Genomic DNA, 18,875 nt, shown 5'->3' with positions numbered 1-18,875 from the left:
GGAAGCGACGCCGACGGGCGAGGAGAGCCTAAATCCAGCCCTCTTGGGCGAGCAGTTCGCCGTTGAGGACCGACGCGCCGGCCGCGCCGCGAATCGTGTTGTGCGCGAGGCAGTTGTACTTCACGCCGTGGTCGGTCGACTGGATGCCGCCGGCCGAAATCTGCATCCCGTCGCCGCGGTCGCGGTCGAGGCGGGGCTGCGGGCGGAACTCGTCCTCGAAGACGTGGATGAGCTGTTCGGGCGCGCTCGGGAGGTCGACGCCGGGGTACTCGCGCATCGCGGCGGCGACGTCCTCGGGGGAGGCGTCGTCGGCGAGGTCCGCGAAGACGCTTTCGAGGTGGCCGTCGAGCGTCGGAATGCGGTTACACGAGGCGTTGACCTCCGCGCCGTGGAGCGCGACCTCCGCGCCGTCGAACGAGCCCAGAAGCTTGCGGGACTCCGTCTCCATCTTCTCGTCTTCGCCGCCGATGTGCGGGATGGCGTTGTCGATAATCTCCATCGAGGTGACGCCGTCGTAGCCCGCGCCGGAGACGGCTTGGAGGGTCGTGACGTCGACGCGTTCGAGGCCGAACTGGTCGAGCGCGGCGAGCGTCGGGACCATCGTGATGGTCGAGCAGTTCGGGTTCTTCACGAGCGCGCCGTCCCAGCCGCGCTCGTCGCGCTGGACCTCGATGAGGTCGAGGTGCTCCGGATTTATCTCCGGAATCGTGAGCGGCACGTCGGGGGCCATGCGGTCGTTCGAGGAGTTCGAGGAGACGACGTAGCCCGCTTCGAGGAACGCGGGTTCGACCTCGGCGGCGACCGACGACGGGAGCGACGAAAACAGGAGGTCGATGTCATCGGGCACGGCCGCGGGGTCGGTGCTGCCGACTTCCATCGCGGCCACGTCGTCCGGGATGGGCGTGTTGACGCGCCACTTCGCGGCCTCGTCGTATCGCTTGCCCGCGCTCTCTTCGCTCGCGGTCAGCGCCGCGAGTTCGAACGTTGGGTGGTCGTCGAGAAGCTGGATGAATCGCTGTCCGACTGCGCCGGTTGCACCGAGGATGCCGACTCGTACTGCCATTACCCGTGTCGTAGTGTGGCACACGCATAAGGCCGTTTGGATTTGAACCAGTATTCGCGGCGTATAGTGCCAGAGAACTGTAATCTCGGCCGTTCCTTCACGGTCGAACACGTAAATCGTCGTCTGTCGAATCGGCCACCGACGTGCGTTGGGAAAATCGATAGAATAACGTGTGGTTCCCTGAAAGACTACCGCAAATGTTCAGCAAGGTTCTCGTCGCCAACCGAGGCGAGATCGCGGTGCGCGTCATGCGCGCCTGCGAGGAGCTCGGAGTCCGAACCGTCGCCGTGTACAGCGAGGCGGACAAACACGGCGGGCACGTGCGGTACGCCGACGAGGCGTACAACATCGGTCCCGCCCGCGCGGCCGATTCCTACCTCGACCACGAGTCGGTCATCGAGGCCGCGCGAAAGGCCGACGCCGACGCCATCCACCCCGGCTACGGCTTCCTCGCGGAGAACGCCACGTTCGCCCGGAAAGTCGAGGAGTCCGAGTTCACGTGGGTCGGCCCGTCGGCCGACGCGATGGAGCGCCTCGGCGAGAAGACGAAGGCCCGCGCGCTCATGCAGGACGCCGACGTGCCGGTCGTCCCCGGGACGACCGAGCCCGCCGACTCCGCCGCGGACGTGAAGGCCGTCGCCGACGAGTTCGGCTACCCGGTCGCCATCAAGGCCGAAGGCGGCGGCGGCGGCCGCGGCCTGAAGGTCGTCCACTCCGAGGACGAGGTCGACGAGCAGTTCGAGACGGCCAAGCGCGAGGGCGAGGCGTACTTCGATAACGCCTCCGTCTACGTCGAGAAGTACCTCGAAGCGCCGCGCCACATCGAGGTGCAGATTCTCGCCGACGAGCACGGCAACGTCCGCCACCTCGGCGAGCGCGACTGCTCGCTCCAGCGCCGCCACCAGAAGGTCATCGAGGAGGCCCCGTCGCCGGCGCTGTCCGACGACCTCCGCGAGCGCATCGGCGAGGCCGCCCGCCGCGGCGTCCGCGCCGCCGACTACACCAACGCCGGCACCGTGGAGTTCCTCGTCGAAGACGGCGAGTTCTACTTCATGGAGGTCAACACGCGCATCCAGGTCGAACACACCGTCACCGAGGAAGTGACGGGCCTCGACGTGGTGAAGTGGCAACTGCGCGTCGCCGCCGGCGAGGAACTCGACTTCTCGCAGGACGACGTGGACATCGAGGGCCACTCGATGGAGTTCCGCATCAACGCCGAGGCCCCCGAAAAAGAGTTCGCGCCCGCGACGGGCACGCTCGCGACCTACGACCCGCCGGGCGGCATCGGCGTCCGCATGGACGACGCCGTCCGCCAGGGCGACGAAATCGGCGGCGACTACGACTCGATGATTGCCAAACTCATCGTCACCGCCTCGGACCGCGAGGAGGTCCTCGCCCGCGCCGAGCGCGCGCTCGCCGAGTTCGACATCGAGGGGCTCCGCACGGTCATCCCGTTCCACCGCCTGATGCTCACCGACGAGGCGTTCCGCGAGGGGAGCCACACGACGAAGTACCTCGACGAGGTGCTCGACCCCGACCGCATCCAGGCCGCCGTCGAGCGCTGGTCGCCCGAGGCCGTCGCCGACGATGACGACGACGACGAGGTCACGGAACGCACCTTCACCGTCGAGGTCAACGGCAAGCGCTTCGAGGTCAGCCTCGAAGAGCGCGGCGCGCCCGCCATCCCGGTCGGTGACGCCTCGACGGGCGGCTCGAACTCCTCCGGCCCGCGCAAGCGCCGCGACGACGGCGACGACGACTCCCAGCAGATTATCGAGGGCGACGGCGAGTCCGTCACCGCCGAGATGCAGGGGACCATCCTCTCCGTCGAAGTCGGGGAGGGCGACGAGGTCGAACCCGGCGACACCGTCTGCATCCTCGAAGCCATGAAGATGGAAAACGACGTGGTCGCCGAGCGCGGCGGCACCGTCTCGCAGGTGCTCGTCTCCGAGGGCGACAGCGTCGACATGGGCGACGTGCTGCTCGTCCTCGAATAGTCGGCTCGGAGCGTCGAACCCAACGCTGAACCGCGAACCTCTTTTCCCGTGCGCCGGTACCGACCACCATGAGCGACACGCGACGCACCCTCCTCGACGCACTCGCTGCGGGCCCCGTCTCCGGGCCCGACCTCGCCGACCGACTGGGCGTCTCCCGCGCCGCCGTCTGGAAGCACGTCGAAGCGCTCCGCGACGAGGGGTTCGGCGTCGAGAGCGCCGGCGACGGCTACGTCGTCACCGACGTGCCGGAGTACGGCGCCCCGGCAATCGAGTACGGCCTCGACGCCGACTACGACGTGGAGTTCCACGAGACGCTCGACTCCTCGAACGACCGCGCCCGCGACCTCGCCGCCGAGGGCGCGAGCGACGTGGTCGTCGTCGCCCGCGAGCAGACCGCCAGCAGAGGCAGGAAAAACCGGGAGTGGTCCGCGCCGGACGGCGGCGTCTGGCTGAGTCTGCTCGTCCGCCCGGACGAACCGCCGGCGTACGCCCCGCTGTACACGCTGGCGATGGCCGTCGCCGTCTGCGACGCGGCGCGCGAGGCCGGGGTTGACGCGAAAATCAAGTGGCCGAACGACGTCATCGTGAGCGAAGCGAGCGGAGGTTCACCGGCTCACGCCGGTGACCGTTCGACCGACGCCGACGCGCCCGACGACCGCGGCTACCGAAAGCTCTGCGGCATCCTCACCGAGATGGAGGGCGAGGCCGACCGCGTCTCGTGGCTCGTCATCGGCCCCGGAGTCAACGTCAACCTCGACCCCGCGGAGCTCCCCGAGGTCGCGACGAGCGTCGCCGCCGAGGCCGGCCCCGTCGAGCGTCGCGTGTTCGTCCAGCGGGTGCTCGAACGCTTCGACGCACTGCGCAGCGACCTCGACGCCGTCCTCCCCGCGTGGCGCGAGCGGGCGGACACGCTCGGCAGGCGGGTCCGCGTCCACACCGCGAGCGGCGTCATCGAGGGCGACGCCGTCGATATCGAACACCCCGGCACGCTCGTCGTCAGCACCGACGCGGGCGAAAAACGAGTCCACGCCGGCGACTGCGAACACCTGCGCCCGGCCGACGACGGGCGCTGAATCCGCGACCGAACCTGCACCGCTGTTTCTGCTGTTCCGCTACTCTCCGCCGTCGGCGGTCGCCGTCGAATCGGCGGGCGCGTCCGCCTCCGCCTCTGCGGGCGAATCGATGGGCGTCTCCGGCGCAGCGTCGTCCGGCACCTCGACGGCGTGCTCGTCCGCGTCGTCGCCGCCCTCGATGCGGACGGTCAGGACGGGAACTTTCGACGCGCGGACGACCTTTTCTGCGACCGAGCCGAGGAGGAGGCGGTCGATGCCGCCGCGCCCGTGGGTCCCTATCACGATGAGGTCGCACTCGCCGCGCTCGGCGAACTCGACGATTTCGCGGCTCGGCGTCCCTTCGAGGACGTGCGTCTCGACGGGGACGCCCTGCGACTCGGCCGCGCGCTCGACTTTGTCGAGCGCCGCTTCGGCGTCGGCGCGCAGCATGTCGTCGAGCCCCTCCCACGACGATTCCATCGGGAGCCCCGCGAAGCTCCCGGCGTTCACCACGTACACACCGTGGAGTTCCGCACCGTGGACGGCCGCTAACGCCGCCGCGTGGACCGCGACGCGCTCGGAGCCGGCGGAACCGTCGATGGGAACGATGATTCGGTCGTACAACATCATGACACTTGATAACATACCCCCCGGGTCGGTAATAACCCTTTGCTACGGGAGGAGTACTGCGAGAATAGGTCGGCGTTCGTGAGCGTTTCGCGGCCCAACGGCCGACGGTCGCGGGTCGGCGGTCGTGAGCCGGCGATGCGTCCGCTGCCCGGCTCAGAGATACACGTCTTTCACGTCCGCCTGTCCGGCGCGGCGGACGACGGCGCGGACCACGTCCTCGACGCCCGCGAGGTTGTCCGTGTCGCCGTCGAGGACCAGAAGCTTGGCGTCGCGCCCCTCCTCGACGAGGCCGTAGTTCAGCCCGGCGATGTCGGCCCCGTTGACGGTCGCCATGCGGAGGACCTCGGCGGCGGAAACGTCCGCCAGCTTGGAGGTGAACTCCATCTCGCGGAACATCGAGGGGCTGTTGAGCATCACGTTGTCCGTGCCGAGCGCGACGGTGGTGCGGTCGACCAGTTCGCGAATCGGCGCGACGCCCGCGTCGGTGACGAGGTTCGACCGCGGGCAGATGACGATGGGTATCTCGCTGTCCTCGACGCGTTCGAGGTGGAGCGCCTCGGGGTGGACCATGTGGACGAGGAAGTCCGGGTCGAGGTCCAACGCGGCGTTGATGTCGTGGGCGTCGCGCTCGCCCGCGTGGATGCCGAACAGCTTTCCGGCGGCCTCGGTCGCGTTCCGAAGCGCGCCGAACTCGCCGTCCCGCGCGCCCGACGCGCCGAAGCCGTCTGCGATTTCCATCGCGTCCGCCGTCTCGCGCCCGAAAACGACCGCCTCGATGTCGCGGCCGTCGAGCGCCCGCCGGATGACGTCGACGCCCTCGACGCCGCCCTCGCGGAACTCCAGACAGGCCGCCGTGCCGCCGGCCTCCATCATGCGGAGCGACCGGTGCATCGCGGCGGCTTTCTCCCCGGTGCTGGCTGCGCGGAGGAGCCGGTGTTTCAGCCCGTCCGGCGGCGCGACGAGGTCTTCGAGCGACAGCCCCTCGCCGGCCTCCTTGGCGATGGAGTCACCGAGGTGGGTGTGGGCGTTGACGAACGCGGGCAGGATGATGTCCGTCGACTCGGTCGCTGTCTCCTCGATTGCGGTTATCGTGCCCTCTTCGACGACGACCCGCCCCTCGACCGGGTCGAAGTCGCGGCCGCGGAGTATCGTACCCTCGAGTTGCATCGCTCTCGACTGCGTCTCGGCGGTGCTTGAACCTCCCGTCTCGGGACGGCGGCTACTCGAACTCGTCGAGCGTCGCGTTGAGGCCGCTTCTGACCTCGGCGACGAGCGCACCGTCCACGTCGAGGCCGAGAACGTCGGCGGCCGCGCGGCCGACGCGCTCCGTCTCCTCGCGCGGGGCGTAGACGCCGAGTCGCCACTGCTGTTCCTGTGCGGTCCGGAGCGCCTGCACGAGCGGCGACTCGCGCTCCAACTGCCGCATCTCGCCGTTGACCATCACCCGCGACGACGACTCGGTCATCGACGGGCGCGAGGGCACGTCGAGGATGACCGACTCGGGCGACACGTCGGCGGCGGCGGCGATGTCCCGCTCGAACGCCGCGAGCGCGTCGTGTTCGGCGTCGATAATCGAGTCGGGGACGTTCGGCAGCTCCGCCCAGACGGCCCGCTTGTAGAGGTCGCGGGTGGCCAGCCGCTCGGCGAAGGCGCTCGTCGAGTCGGTGAGGCGGAGCGCGACGAGCAGGTCGGGGTCGTCCATCCGGCGAAGCTCCTCGGCGTCGATGTCCTCGTCGAGCAGTCTCTCCGACGCGCGCCGGAGCATCGCCTTCGAGATGCGCGCGACGTGGTGCTGGTAGACGGTCGGGTTCATGAGCGCGCGGGCGAGAAGCAGCGACTCGGCGGTCTGAACGTTCCCCTCCGCGAGGACCAACTCGCCGTCGACGAACGTCAGCTCTCGAATCAGGCGCTCGTGGTCGATAGTGCCGTAGGGGACGCCGGTGTGGTGGGCGTCGCGGACGAGGTAGTCCATCCGGTCTACGTCCAACTCCCCGGAGACGAGTTGACCGAACTCGCCGTCGCCCTCGACCAAGGCGGCGACGCGTTCGGGGTCCAGCCCCTCGTCCTCCAGCGTCTCACCGACGGTCCCGCGGGCGACGAGTCCCTCCACGTCGTCGTGGTACTTGCCGGTGTGGCGATGGGTCACGTCCTCGATGTTGTGGCTGTACGGGCCGTGGCCGACGTCGTGGAGGAGCGCCGCGGCCTCGACGTGGGCGGCGGCGTCGCCCTCGATGCCGAGATGCGAGAGGGCGCGGGAGGCGAGGTGGTAGACGCCGAGGCTGTGTTCGAACCGCGTGTGGTTCGCGGAAGGGTAGACCAGCTGGACGGTTCCCAACTGCTTGATGTGCCGGAGGTGCTGCATCTCCGGCGTATCGAGGAGGGCTTCGGCCGCGCCCTCGACCTCGATGTGGTCGTGGACGCTGTCCTTGATGGTCGTCATTGTGGGTGAATCGGCCGCCATCGGTGAAAAAGGTCGGTGGGGTAGAGTGGGGTGGGCTGGGGTGGGGCGGTATGCCTCCGCTCTCAGGTGGGCGTCGTCACGCGAACCGGAAGTCCGAGGGCGTCCACGGCGGCCGCGGCCACCTCGTCGCGGACTGCTTCGGGCGCGTAGACGCCGAGTCGCCACTGCGTCCGCTCGGCCGACCGGAGCGCGCCCACGAGTTCGGAGGCGTCTTCGAGGCGTCGGACGACGCCGTTGACGACGACGCGCGACCGGGACTCCTTGATTCGCGGCCGCGACGGGGCGTCCACGATGACCGACTCGGGCGGCACGTCGGCGGCGTCGGCGATGTCCCGCTCGGCCGCCCGCGTCCCCTCGAAACCGAGTTCGACCACGTCGGTCGGCACGGCGTCGATTGGTGCCCAGACGGCCCGCTTGTAGAGGTCGCGGCGCTCGATTCGGCGGCCGAGGTCGGGCACGCGCTCGCCGAGGGCGACGAGCAGGTCGTGGTCGGCCATCCGGACGAACGACTCGATAGGCACGCCGTCGTCGACGAGGCGCTCGGAGGCGCGTTCGAGCATTGCGCCCGCGATGCGGGAGACGTGGTGGCGGTAGACGGTCGCGTTCATCAGCGCCCGGGCGAGAAGCAGGGATTCCGCCGTCTGGACGTTCCCCTCGGCCAACACGAGTTCGCCGTCCCGGTACCGGAGTTCGCGGACGAGGCGGCCGTGGTCGATAGTGCCGTAGGGGACGCCGGTGTGGTGGGCGTCGCGGACGAGGTAGTCCATCCGGTCGACGTCCAACTCCCCGGAGACCAACTGCCCGAGGCCGCCCGCGCCGTCGACCATGTCAGCGACGCGGTCCGGGTCGAGACCGTGGTCGGTCAGCACGTCTCCGACCGCGGTCCCGTCGAGCAGGTGGTGAATCTCGTCGTGGTCGCGGCCGGTCCGCCGGCGGATGAGGTCCTCGGTCTGGTGGCCGTAGGGACCGTGGCCGATGTCGTGGAGGAGCGCGGCGGCGCGGACGTGGGCGGCGCGGTCGCCGTCGACGCCGAGATGCGAGAGGGCGCGGGAGGCGAGGTGGTAGACGCCGAGGCTGTGTTCGAACCGCGTGTGGCTCGCGGAGGGGTAGACGAGCCGGACCGTCGAGAGCTGTTTGATGTGTCGAAGCCGCTGGAACGCGGGCGTGTCGACCAGTTCGGCGGCCACGGGGTCGAGCGAGATGTAGTCGTGGACGCTGTCCTTGACGGCGGTCATAGCGGGTGTTGTGCGAGAGGCATCAAATAGCCGAGCATTCGCGTCGTCGGAGGGTCGAAAGGCGGGGACGACTCGGAAGCCGCTGCGCCCACAAACCGTTTCACGCGGGGGCGACGATGCGGGACTATGAGTCTCCGCTCGGCCCTCGGAAGCGCCCTCGGTTACGCTCTCCTCGGCCTCGCGTGCCTGTTCGTGGTCTTCGCGGGGTACTTGGCCGCCGTGAGCGCCCTGACCGGCGCGACCGCCGGGCGCGCGATGTTCGTCGTCTTCGGCCTCGGCGCGGCCGTGACGACCGGTTTTTCGGCTACTCGCGGCGGTCGCTGACGAGGGTTTCGCCGGTCTCCGCGGCCGTCCCGCGCTCGTCGTCCGCGACCGGCCGGCGTCTCCGGTGAAGGAACTTTCAAACGGACACTCGCCGTACGGCGCACCATGGTTACGTTTCTCGCCGGGGGGACGGGCACCCCCAAACTCCTCGACGGGGCCGCCGGGGTGTTCGACCCCGCCGAGACGACGGTCGTCGCCAACACCGGCGACGACGTGGAACTCGGCGGCCACCTCGTCTGTCCCGACGTGGACACCGTCCTCTTCGCCGGCGGCGGCGTCCTCGACACCGACCGCTGGTGGGGAATCGCCGGCGACACCACCGCGACCGACGACGAGCTCCACCGCCTCGCCGACGCGGCCGGCCTCGAATCCGGCCCGCGATACCTCCCCGAGTCGGCCCAGACGGCCGGCCGCGACATCGCCCGCTGGCGGCGCTTCTCCGGCGTCGCGGCGTTCATGGAAATCGGCGACCGCGACCGCGCGGTCCACATCACTCGCACCTCGCTTCTCGACGAGGGGAACACGCTCACCGAGGTCACGCGAACCCTCGCCGACGCCTTCGACCTCGACGTGTCGCTCCGCCCGATGAGCGACGACCCCGTGGCCACCCTGATTCACACCGACGAGGGGACGATGCACTTCCAAGAGTACTGGGTCCACCGCCGCGCCGACCCCGCCGTCCGCGACGTGGAGTTCCGCGGCGCTGACGACGCCACAATCACCGACGCGGTCGCCGACGCCCTCGAAGAGCCCGTCGTCGTCGGCCCTTCGAACCCCGTCACGAGCATCGGGCCGATGCTCGCCATCGACGGCTTCGCGGACGCCCTCGACGACACGCCGGTCGTCGCCGTCTCGCCGTTCGTGGAGGACACCGCGTTCTCCGGCCCCGCCGCGGACCTCATGGCGGGCGTCGGCTACGAGCCGTCGACCGCGGGCGTCGCCGCGGCCTACCCCTTCGCCGACGCGTTCGTCCTCGACACTGACGACGGGACCGACCTCGACCGCCCGGTCGTCAGGACCGACACCCGAATCGACGGTCCCGACGACGCCGAGCGCGTCGCCCGCGCCGTTTCCGAGGCGCTCGCGGAGGTGTCGTGATGTTCGCCCCGCGGGTCGCCGTTGCGAGCCTCAGCGGCGAGTCCGACGCCGCGTGGGCCGACGCCGCGGCCCCCCACGCCGGCGCGGCGTTTCTCGGCGGCGTCGCCCTCGACGAGCCCGCACAGGCGGCGGCCCGCGACCTCGTCGCCCGCGGACGCTCGGAGTTCCTCGCCGACGACCCGGTCGGCTTCGTCGCCGCCCAACTGGATTCCCTCGACGAGTTCGGCGGGGAAGACCGGTTCGTCGCCGTCAACGTCAGAGCGACCTCGCCCGACCCGATTCGGGCGGTCGCCGCCGTCTGCGCCGACCGCGGCGCGGGCGTGGAGATAAACGCCCACTGCCGACAGGACGAACTCTGCGCCGTCGGCTGCGGCGAGACGCTCCTGCGCGATTCCGACCGGCTGGCCGCGTACGTCGCCGCGGCCGCCGAGTCGGGCGCATCCGTCGGCGCGAAAGTCCGCGCCGAAATCGACGGCGTTGACCACCCGAATCTCGCGGCCACCCTCGCCGACGCGGGGGCCGACTGGCTCCACGTCGACGCGATGGACTCCGAGGCCGTGATTGCCGACGTGGCCGCCGCCGCGCCCGACCTCTTTCTCGTCGCCAACAACGGCGTCCGCGGTCGCGAGACAGCGACCGAGTACCTCGACTACGGGGCCGACGCCGTGAGCGTCGGGCGGCCGAGCGACAATCCAAGGGTCCTCCGCCGGGTCCGAACCGCCGTGGACGACTGGTTCGCCGGCCGCGAGGACGCCGCCGAGTCGGGCGACGAAAGCGAGGTGTCCGCCTGATGGTCGCGCCCGTCTCCGACCGCGGGTTCGGCCCCGCGCGGCACGCCGAACTCGCGCTCCTGCTCGAAGTCGCCGGCACGCCCAAGCCGGGCAACGTCGACCGCCGGCGCGACCTCTCGGACCTGCACTTCGAACAGTTCCTCACGGGTGCGGTCGGTGCCGCGGCCGGCCTCGAACTGGCCGAATCGGGCGCGCCGGTCGGCGAGGCGTTCGAGGAGGCGGTTGCCGGCATGAGTCGACAGGGCGGCGGCAACACCCAGTTCGGCTGTCTCCTGCTTCTCGTCCCGCTCGTCCGGGCGGCGGCCGACGACGACCGCGACCTCTCGCCCGCCGGAGCGACCGCCGTGGCCGAGTCGACCACCGTCGCCGACGCGGTCGGGTTCTACCGCGCGTTCGAACACGTCGACGTGGCCGTCGGCGACGTGCCCGACGACGCCCCGGACCTCGACGTTCGGCGCGGCGGCGACGCGGCCGAGGCGCTCCGAAACCGCGGATGCACGCTGTACGACGTGATGGCCCTGAGCGCCGATCGCGACGCCAACGCCCGCGAGTGGACCGGCGGCTTCGCCCGCACGTTCCGTGCGGCCGAGGCCGTCCTCGCGGACGACGGCCCCGTCACCGACCGCGTCGCTCGCGCGTTTCTCGACCTGCTCGCGGAGGAACCAGACACGCTCGTCGCGACGAACCACGGCGAGGCCGTCGCCCGCGACGTGATGGACCGCGCGGCCGCGGTCTCGGACCTCGCCGAGGCCGAGGAACTGGCCGACGAGTTCGTCGCCGAGGGAATCAACCCCGGCACGACCGCCGACATCGTCTGCGCGGCGACGTTCGTCGCGCTGGAGCGGGGGGTCCCGCTGTGAGCGACGACGAGACGACAGACGCGGGGCGTCGCGTCGGCGACCGCGACGGCGACGACTGGCCCGTCGAACTCCGCGGCGTCACCGAGACGGTCGTCGCCACGCTCGGGCCGAACGACCGGTGGAACTTCGCGGCGCTCGGCGTCCACGCACCGGAGACCGACGGCGACCCCCCTGCCAGCACGCCCTCGCCGCCGCCCGCCACCGCCACGACGTGGGGCAACACCCGAACTCGCCGGAACTTCCACCGGCAGGGCGGCGGCGTCGTCCAGTTCGTCTCCGACCCGCGGGCGTTCGTCGAGGCCGCGATGACCATCTACGAGCGGGACTCGCCCGTTCTCGACTCGGCCGACGCGTGGGCCGAAGTCGAGGCGACGCCGGTCGATTCAGGCGAGGACGGCGGGACCGAGTGGGAATCGTGGGAGCTCCGGCCCGTCGATGCCGCGGTCGAGCGGACCCGGCCGTTCACCATCAACCGCGGCTTCGGCGCGGTCATCGACACGACGGTTGCGGCCTCGCGGCTCGACGTGCCCGCCTTCGACACCGACGACCTGTTGGCCCGACTCGACTACTTCGCCGAGACGGTCGAGAAATGCGGCGGGAAACGAGAGCGCGAGGCGTTCGCGCGAATCGACGAGTTGACGGGCTGGCGCGAGCGGGCGGCCGCGAGACGGAACGAATCGTTTTAGTGTTCGTCCGGGAAATCTTCCGACATGGCAATCAAGCCCAAGTACGTCAAGCAGCTTGGTAACATCCTGCTGGAGCGATACCCGCAGGCGTTCAACACGGACTTCGAGACGAACAAGGACAGCGTCGAGGAACTGACCACGGTCGAGTCGAAGGGCGTCCGCAACCGCATCGCCGGCTACATCACGCGCAAGAAGGGCGGCCAGGGCGCGTAAGTTCGAGTCAGTCGATTCTCTCTGCGAACACATCTTCTCCAGCCCGCGCGGAGCGGCCGCGCCGGTTCGTGCGCGACGAGCGCGTGCGACGAGCGCGCGACCCCCACGTGGCTCGGTCCCCATTCCACTATACCCGAACGAACCGCTCCCGAGCGCTTTCGACCGGTCCGGAGGAAGCGTTTAGGCCGCCCTCCCGCGACGTACCGACATGCGCGTCATCGGTCACCGCGGCTGTCCCGTCCTCGCCCCCGAGAACACGCTCGCCGCCTTCGACGCGGCCGCGACGCGACTCGACTGGGTCGAACTCGACGTTCGACGCTGCGGCTCCGGCGAACTCGTCGTCGTCCACGACGAGACGCTCGACCGCGTGACCGGCGCGCCCGGCCGCGTCGCCGAGGCGACTCTCGCGGAGTTGCAGGCACTCACAATCGGCGACTCCGGCGAGTCGATTCCGACGCTCGCCGCGGTGTTCGACGCCCTGCCGGACCGCGTTTCGGTCAACGTCGAACTGAAAGAACGCGGCCTCGTAGACGACCTCGCCGCCGTCGTCGGCGGCGCGGAACACGAGATACTCGTCTCGTCGTTCGACGCCGAGGCGCTCCGCGAGGTGCGCGAGGCGACCGCGCTCCCGGTCGCGTTCCTCTTTGCGGCCGACTGGGCGGAGTCGCTGTCGGTCGCCGCCGATCTCGACTGCGCGGCCGTCCACCCGCACTACGACCTGCTCTCGTCGGCGCGGGTCGAGGAGGCGCACGACTGCGGCTTCGAGGTCAACGCGTGGACGGTCCCCGACCGCGAGATAGTTCGGCGGCTCCGGGAGTGCGGCGTCGACGGCGTCGTCGTCGACGACCCGGCGCTCGCGGAGTGAACTACCGGGTCCGAGCGTCGCCGTGGAACGCTTGAAACGCCGTCTGGTCCCGTTGTACGCCGACCGCGAGCGAGACGAGCGCGACGACGACGCAGACACCGACAACGGCGGTCGGGAAAACCCCGTCCGGGAAGTAGCCGTTCGCCGTCCCGAGTTCGACGCAGGTCCCGGCGAAGACGGCGGCCAGCGCCGCGGAGACGAAGTCGGGTTCGCCCTCGTCGGCGTAGTGTGCCGCGACAGCGACGGCGGCGAAGCCGGCGAGAACGGCGTTGAGAAACAGCCAGCCGAGCGCGGTTTGGACCATGTTGGCCCGGTTGACGTCGGACGAGAATGTGAATGTTCTGTCGTAAATCCGCAGGCCCCCGATTCAGAACCGGTCGACGCGGCCCGAGGCGGCCCACGCGTCGGTCGGCGCGCCGGAGGGGACGCGGTGGCCACAGCCCGTGACCGATTCGAGGCGGCCGGCGTACCGCCAGCGCTCCTCGTTCCACGTCTCCTCGCCGTCCCCTGCGGCCGCGGCGGCCGCGGCGACCGACTGGTCGTGGAGGTGCGCGCCGACGGCGGCGGCGATGGCCGCGGCCTCCTCGGCGTCGGCGTCGTCCGGAATCGACAGCCCCGACAGCAGTTCGCCGCTCATAGCGGGATGTTGCCGTGTTTCTTGTCGGGTTGGGACTTGCGCTTGGAGTTCAGCATCCGGAGGTCGGAGATGAGGCGCTCGCGGGTCTCGCCGGGTTCGATGACGTCGTCGATGAAGCCGCGGTCCGCGGCGGTGTAGGGGTTGGCGAACTCCTCGCGGTACTCCTCGATGAGTTCGTCGCGGCGGGCGTCGGGGTCGTCCGCGGCGTCGAGTTCGTCGCGGTAGAGGATGTTGACCGCGCCCTGCGGGCCCATCACGGCGATTTCGGCGGTCGGCCACGCGTAGTTCACGTCCGCGCCGAGGTGCTTCGAGGCCATCACGTCGTACGCGCCGCCGTAGGCCTTGCGCGTGATGACGGTCATGAGCGGCACCGTCGCCTCGGAGTAGGCGTACAGGAGCTTCGCGCCGTGGCGGATGATGCCGTTGTGCTCTTGGTCCGTACCGGGCAGGAAGCCGGGCACGTCCACGAAGGTGAGGATGGGAATGTTGAACGAGTCGCAAAAGCGGATGAAGCGCGCGCCCTTCTCCGATGCGTTGATGTTGAGGGTACCGGCGTTCACGCGGGGCTGGTTGGCGACGATGCCGACCGAGTGACCGTCGAGGCGACCGAAGCCGACGACGATGTTCTTGGCGAAGTCCTCTTGGACGCCGAAGAAGGAGCCCTCGTCGAGGACGCCGTCGAGCACGTCGTGGATGTCGTAGGGCTTGCGCGGCTGGTCGGGCACGACCCCGGCGAGGTCGTCGTCGACGCGCTCGGGGTCGTCCCACGGTTCGACGCGCGGCGGGTCCTCGACGTTGTTCTGCGGGAGGTACGAAAGCAGGTGGCGGATGTCGTCGAGCGCCTGCTCTTCGGTGTCGGTGGCGAAGTGGGCGACCCCGCTCGTCGAGGTGTGGGTCGTCGCGCCGCCGAGTTCGTCGAAGGTGACCTCCTCGCCCGTGACCGTCTTGATGACGTCCGGGCCGGTGATGAACATGTGGCTCGTGTCGCGGACCATGAAGGTGAAGTCCGTCAGCGCGGGGGAGTACACCGCGCCGCCCGCGCAGGGGCCCATGATGGCCGAAATCTGCGGGATGACGCCCGACGCCTCGGTGTTTCGGCGGAAGATTTCGCCGAAGCCGCCGAGCGACTGGACGCCCTCCTGAATCCGCGCGCCGGCGGAGTCGTTGAGGCCGACGACGGGCGCGCCGACCTCCATCGCCTTGTCCATCACCTTACAGACCTTCTCGGCGAACACCTCACCGAGCGAGCCGCCGAAAACGGTGAAGTCGTGGGCGAAGACGAAGACGGTTCGGCCGCCGACCTCGCCGTAGCCGGTGATGACGCCGTCGCCGGGGAGCTTCGTCTCCTCCATCCCGAACTTGTGGTTGCGGTGGGTTCGGAACTGGTCGAACTCCCGGAAGGTGCCGTCGTCGAGGAAGTAGTCGATGCGCTCGCGGGCGGTCATCTTGCCCTTGTCGTGCTGCGAGGCGATTCGGTCCTCGCCGCCGCCCTTCAGGGCTTCCTCGCGCTTCTCGCGGAGTTCGTCGATCCGGTCTTCCATCGTCATGCCAGACCACCTTCGCTCATTGGAGCAACGGTCCGCAGTCCTCGGTCAAAGGAGTTCCGCAATCCGGCAACCCTTACTTCGACAGTTGTCGAAGAATAGGTGGAACAATCATCATGATTAGCGACGCGAACGCGAAGTACTCCCCGCGGTCGGGTCGGTCGAAAACGGAGCAAACAGAGCAGTCGGAGTCGAGTCAGCGCGCCGAACGCAGCGGGGAGAGCCCCACTCAGACGACTGAGTTGGGCTGTCGCAGGCCCAAGAAGGCGGCGGCGGACGCGACGACGGCGACGCCGACGGTCGGCCAGAAGCCGATGGTCGTGTCCACGCCGAAGTGCGTGAGGAGCGTGAAGACGAGGAACAGCGGGAGGACGACGCCGACGGCGAAGAGCCACGGCGTGCCGAGGGACTTCGAGAACTCGCCCGCGCCGGCGGCGAACTCTTCGAGCGCCTCGCGGCCCATGACCCAGCCGACGAACAGGAGGAACGCCGCGAGGCCGGCGGTCAGGAGGACGTTCACGAGCGGCCCGGCGACGAAGCCGAAGATGCCCGGGTTGAACGCGCAGACGCCCCCGGTGACGGCGACGAACGCGGTCATCCCGGAAACGGCGCGTCGGCGTGAGACGCCGTACTCGTCGACGAGGAACGCGACGGGGATTTCGAGCATGCTGATGGAGCTCGACAGCGCCGCGAGCGTCACGACGCCGAAGAACGCGGTGGCGATGAGCGTCCCCGCGGGGAGTTGCGAGAACGCCCCGGCGAGACCGACGAACAGCGCGCCCGGCCCGGTGCCGGTCTCGGTCGGGTTGATGCCCTGCGAGAACAGAAGCGGGAAGACGACGAGGCCGGTGATGACGCCGACGCTCGTGTTGAGGACCGCGATGGCGCTCCCGTCGAAGGGAAGCGAGCGGTCCTCACGGAGGTACGAGGAGTACGTTATCATCGTACCCGCGCCGAGCGAGAGGGTAAACAGCGCCTGTCCGGCGGCGGGACCGAGAATGGCGAAGAAGTTCTCGGTGATGACCGAGGGGTCGAATCGGAGGAAGAAGGCGTAGCCCGCGGCCGCGTTGGGCTGGGTCGCGGCCCAGCCGGCGAGGCCGACGAGGAGCACGAGCACGGCGGGCATCATGACTTTCGTGCCGAGTTCGATGCCCTTGCGGACGCCCGCGAAGACGATGAGCGCGGTCAAACCGAGGAACAGGAGGTGGTAGAGCGCCGCGTCGACGCCGGCGGAGACGCCGCCGAAGTACTGCCCCGGATTCGTGAAGTACGCGGGGTTGCCGCCGGCGAGCGCGGCCGCGCTTTCGAGGAGATAGCGGATAATCCACCCGCCGACGACGCTGTAAAACGAGAGCAGCGAGATGCCGGTGACGACCGAGAACGCGCCGACGATACCCCATTTTTTCGACCCGGAGAGGTCACGGAGCGCGCCGACCGGCGACTTCTTCGCGCGGCGGCCGATGACGAACTCGCCGAGCAGTCCGGGAACGCCGACGAGGAGGACGATGCCGAGATATACGACGAGGAACGCGCTGCCGCCGTTTTCGGCGGTCTGCCACGGGAACCGCCAGATGTTCCCGAGGCCGACCGCGCTGCCGACGGCCGCGAGGATGAACCCGAGCCGTGTTGCCCATGTTTCTCGTGTCATTGCCACCCATTGACAGCCCACCGGTAAAAGGGCTTTCGAACCGATGATACGTCACCGGAGAAATTTAACGGTTTTGAGTGGTCTACGCGTGAAAATTGCCGTCTAATAGTCGAGGAAGACGCGTCGCTACCGACGATTCCTAACCGCTCGAAAAGCGGGAGCGTTCGCCGCCTCAGAGGGGCGGGACGATGGCCGGGCTCTCGCCGAGGAACAGCGTCTGGAGGCCGAGGGCGAGCGTCGCCACGACGGCGACGATGACGAGCGTGCGGGCGAGCCAGAGCCACGTCAGCCCGACGCCCTCTCCGAGTCCGCTGCCCTTCATCAGTTCGTCGATGGCGGGCGCGCCGTAGACCCACGCCGCGAAGACGAGGATGCCGAGGACCGAAAGCGGGAGGAGCAGCTGGTAGGCGAGCGTGTCGAACCAGCCGAGCCACGCGGAGTCGATAGCCGACGGGACGCCGAGCAGGAAGATGGTCCCGCCGAGGCCGATGGCCATCTGCGGGCGGGACACGTCGTAGTTGTCGATGGCCCACGAGACGACGACTTCGAGCAGGCTGATGGCCGACGAGAGCGCCGCGATGAGCACGACCGCGAAGAAGACGAAGCCGATTATCTGGCCGCCGGGGATGTCACCGAACGCGCCGGCGACGCTGATGAACACCGCGCCCGCGCCGCTCGTGTTGGGGTCGATGCCCTGCGCGAACAGGAGCGGGAGGACGACGAGGCCGGCGAGGATGCCGACGAAGCTGTTCAGGAAGACGATGGTGATGCCGTCGCCGAACAGGCTCTGGTCGCCGTCGATGTAGGAGGCGTAGGTAATCATCGCGCCCATGCCGAGCGACAGCGAGAAGAACGCCTGCCCGACGGCGAAGGGGACGATTTCAGCGAAGTTCTCCGACAGCGCGTTGAAGTCGGGCGAGAGGAAGTACGCGTAGCCCGCCGACGCGCCGGGGAGCGTGAAGGCGAAGACGGCGAGCGCGGCGAGGATGACGACGATGCTCGGCACCATGAGCTTCGTCGCCTTCTCGATGCCGTCTTCGATGCCGGCGGCGACGATGCCGACGACGAGCGCCATAAAGACGGCGTGGAGCGCGAGCGCCTCCATGCCGGCGGACACCTGACCGAAGTACTCCGCGGGGGCGGCGAAGTACGCGCCGGTCAGACTGCCGCCGATGTACCGGAGGACCCAGCCGCCGACGACGCTGTAGTACGACAGAATCCAGAAGCCGGTGAACAGGCCGATAGCGCCGACGACGCGCCACTCCTTGTAGCCGAGTTTCTCGAAGGCGCTGATGGTGTTCAGGTTGGCTTTGCGTCCGATGACGAACTCGGCGAGGATGGCCGGGAGGCCGATGCCGAGCGCCGCGACGATGTAGACGATCAGGAAGGAGGCACCGCCGAACTGGGCGGTCTTGAACGGGAACTGCCAGATGTTCCCGAGGCCGACCGCGCTGCCGACGGCCGCGACGATGAACCCTGCCCTGGTTGCCCACGTTTCACGTTCGGTCATGTCTATCACCCTGTTGCCGATGTGGGTGTGATAAATGACGCGGTATGCCGTCGCATATCGGAGCAAAATTCGACACAATTCTCTAACCAACTATCATATATGGTTCGTTCGTCCGAATTCGCCCCCCGAATAGCCTCATTTTTCTAACGAGTGTCGTGTTCGTGAATCACTTGCGTACCGTGTAAAAATTCGTGCGCACCGAAACGAATGTCATCCCTTATCGTGGCGAATGTCGCCACGAATCAGAGAGGGTGGAGTCGG

19 protein-coding genes are annotated in these 18,875 nt (G+C 69.1%); 9 read left to right on the top strand and 10 right to left on the bottom strand.

The annotated features are described in order from the left end of the window. Positions 1-28: 28 nt before the first annotated feature. Positions 29-1,063, bottom strand: a complete 1,035-nt coding sequence (gene asd / locus HVO_RS16695; RefSeq protein ID WP_004042439.1) for an aspartate-semialdehyde dehydrogenase — start codon at positions 1,061-1,063, stop codon at positions 29-31. A gap of 197 nt (positions 1,064-1,260) precedes the next feature. On the opposite strand from asd, the gene pccA reads away from it, so the two are divergent. Beyond that, positions 1,261-3,060, top strand: coding sequence for a propionyl-CoA carboxylase biotin carboxylase/biotin-carboxyl carrier subunit (gene pccA, locus HVO_RS16690; protein WP_004042436.1), 1,800 nt, complete (start codon positions 1,261-1,263; stop codon positions 3,058-3,060). A 68-nt stretch (positions 3,061-3,128) separates the two neighbouring features. After that, on the top strand, positions 3,129-4,133 hold the full coding sequence (locus HVO_RS16685; protein ID WP_004042434.1) for a biotin--[acetyl-CoA-carboxylase] ligase: 1,005 nt from the start codon (positions 3,129-3,131) through the stop codon (positions 4,131-4,133). Between the two features lie 39 nt (positions 4,134-4,172). Here HVO_RS16685 and HVO_RS16680 read toward each other — a convergent pair whose 3' ends face one another. The 4 genes from HVO_RS16680 to HVO_RS16665 form a co-directional block, all read right to left on the bottom strand. Then, on the bottom strand, positions 4,173-4,742 hold the full coding sequence (locus HVO_RS16680; RefSeq protein ID WP_004042431.1) for a universal stress protein: 570 nt from the start codon (positions 4,740-4,742) through the stop codon (positions 4,173-4,175). A gap of 153 nt (positions 4,743-4,895) precedes the next feature. Then, positions 4,896-5,909 (bottom strand): amidohydrolase family protein, encoded by a 1,014-nt coding sequence (locus tag HVO_RS16675; RefSeq protein WP_004042430.1) that lies wholly within the window; start codon positions 5,907-5,909, stop codon positions 4,896-4,898. Between the two features lie 52 nt (positions 5,910-5,961). Further along, positions 5,962-7,182 (bottom strand): HD domain-containing protein, encoded by a 1,221-nt coding sequence (locus tag HVO_RS16670; protein ID WP_004042428.1) that lies wholly within the window; start codon positions 7,180-7,182, stop codon positions 5,962-5,964. Between the two features lie 83 nt (positions 7,183-7,265). Then, positions 7,266-8,438, bottom strand: a complete 1,173-nt coding sequence (locus HVO_RS16665) for an HD domain-containing protein (protein ID WP_004042426.1) — start codon at positions 8,436-8,438, stop codon at positions 7,266-7,268. A 126-nt stretch (positions 8,439-8,564) separates the two neighbouring features. On the opposite strand from HVO_RS16665, the gene HVO_RS16660 reads away from it, so the two are divergent. From HVO_RS16660 to HVO_RS16630, 7 genes are all read left to right on the top strand, one after another. Further along, positions 8,565-8,762, top strand: coding sequence for a hypothetical protein (locus HVO_RS16660; RefSeq protein WP_004042424.1), 198 nt, complete (start codon positions 8,565-8,567; stop codon positions 8,760-8,762). 105 nt (positions 8,763-8,867) lie between these two features. Then, complete coding sequence (cofD, locus tag HVO_RS16655; protein WP_004042423.1) at positions 8,868-9,860, top strand: 2-phospho-L-lactate transferase; 993 nt, start codon at positions 8,868-8,870, stop codon at positions 9,858-9,860. Further along, a complete protein-coding gene (locus HVO_RS16650; RefSeq protein ID WP_004042422.1) occupies positions 9,860-10,651 on the top strand; it encodes a tRNA-dihydrouridine synthase in 792 nt (263 codons plus the stop codon). Before cofD ends, HVO_RS16650 begins: the two co-directional genes overlap by 1 nt. After that, entirely contained in the window at positions 10,651-11,511 is an 861-nt protein-coding gene (locus HVO_RS16645) for a triphosphoribosyl-dephospho-CoA synthase (protein ID WP_004042421.1), read from the top strand. The genes HVO_RS16650 and HVO_RS16645 overlap by 1 nt, the downstream gene beginning before the upstream one ends. Next, on the top strand, positions 11,508-12,197 hold the full coding sequence (locus tag HVO_RS16640; RefSeq protein WP_004042419.1) for a DUF447 domain-containing protein: 690 nt from the start codon (positions 11,508-11,510) through the stop codon (positions 12,195-12,197). Before HVO_RS16645 ends, HVO_RS16640 begins: the two co-directional genes overlap by 4 nt. Before the next feature lie 24 nt (positions 12,198-12,221). Then, entirely contained in the window at positions 12,222-12,410 is a 189-nt protein-coding gene (locus HVO_RS16635; RefSeq protein ID WP_004042417.1) for a 30S ribosomal protein S17e, read from the top strand. Between the two features lie 208 nt (positions 12,411-12,618). Continuing rightward, entirely contained in the window at positions 12,619-13,275 is a 657-nt protein-coding gene (locus tag HVO_RS16630; protein WP_004042412.1) for a glycerophosphodiester phosphodiesterase, read from the top strand. A 1-nt stretch (position 13,276) separates the two neighbouring features. Here HVO_RS16630 and HVO_RS16625 read toward each other — a convergent pair whose 3' ends face one another. The 5 genes from HVO_RS16625 to HVO_RS16605 form a co-directional block, all read right to left on the bottom strand. Beyond that, positions 13,277-13,579, bottom strand: a complete 303-nt coding sequence (locus HVO_RS16625; protein ID WP_004042410.1) for a hypothetical protein — start codon at positions 13,577-13,579, stop codon at positions 13,277-13,279. A gap of 63 nt (positions 13,580-13,642) precedes the next feature. Further along, entirely contained in the window at positions 13,643-13,912 is a 270-nt protein-coding gene (locus HVO_RS16620; protein WP_004042408.1) for a hypothetical protein, read from the bottom strand. Further along, positions 13,909-15,453, bottom strand: a complete 1,545-nt coding sequence (locus HVO_RS16615; RefSeq protein ID WP_004042406.1) for an acyl-CoA carboxylase subunit beta — start codon at positions 15,451-15,453, stop codon at positions 13,909-13,911. Before HVO_RS16615 ends, HVO_RS16620 begins: the two co-directional genes overlap by 4 nt. A 232-nt stretch (positions 15,454-15,685) precedes the next feature. Continuing rightward, positions 15,686-17,104, bottom strand: coding sequence for a sodium-dependent transporter (locus HVO_RS16610; protein WP_004042404.1), 1,419 nt, complete (start codon positions 17,102-17,104; stop codon positions 15,686-15,688). A 172-nt stretch (positions 17,105-17,276) separates the two neighbouring features. Next, positions 17,277-18,614, bottom strand: a complete 1,338-nt coding sequence (locus HVO_RS16605; protein ID WP_004042402.1) for a sodium-dependent transporter — start codon at positions 18,612-18,614, stop codon at positions 17,277-17,279. Positions 18,615-18,875 lie beyond the last annotated feature (261 nt).

Source organism: Haloferax volcanii DS2 (assembly GCF_000025685.1).
Lineage (GTDB): Archaea > Halobacteriota > Halobacteria > Halobacteriales > Haloferacaceae > Haloferax > Haloferax volcanii.
The sequence above is the reverse complement of the archived record's forward strand: the minus strand, read 5'-3'. Positions and strand labels throughout refer to the sequence as shown.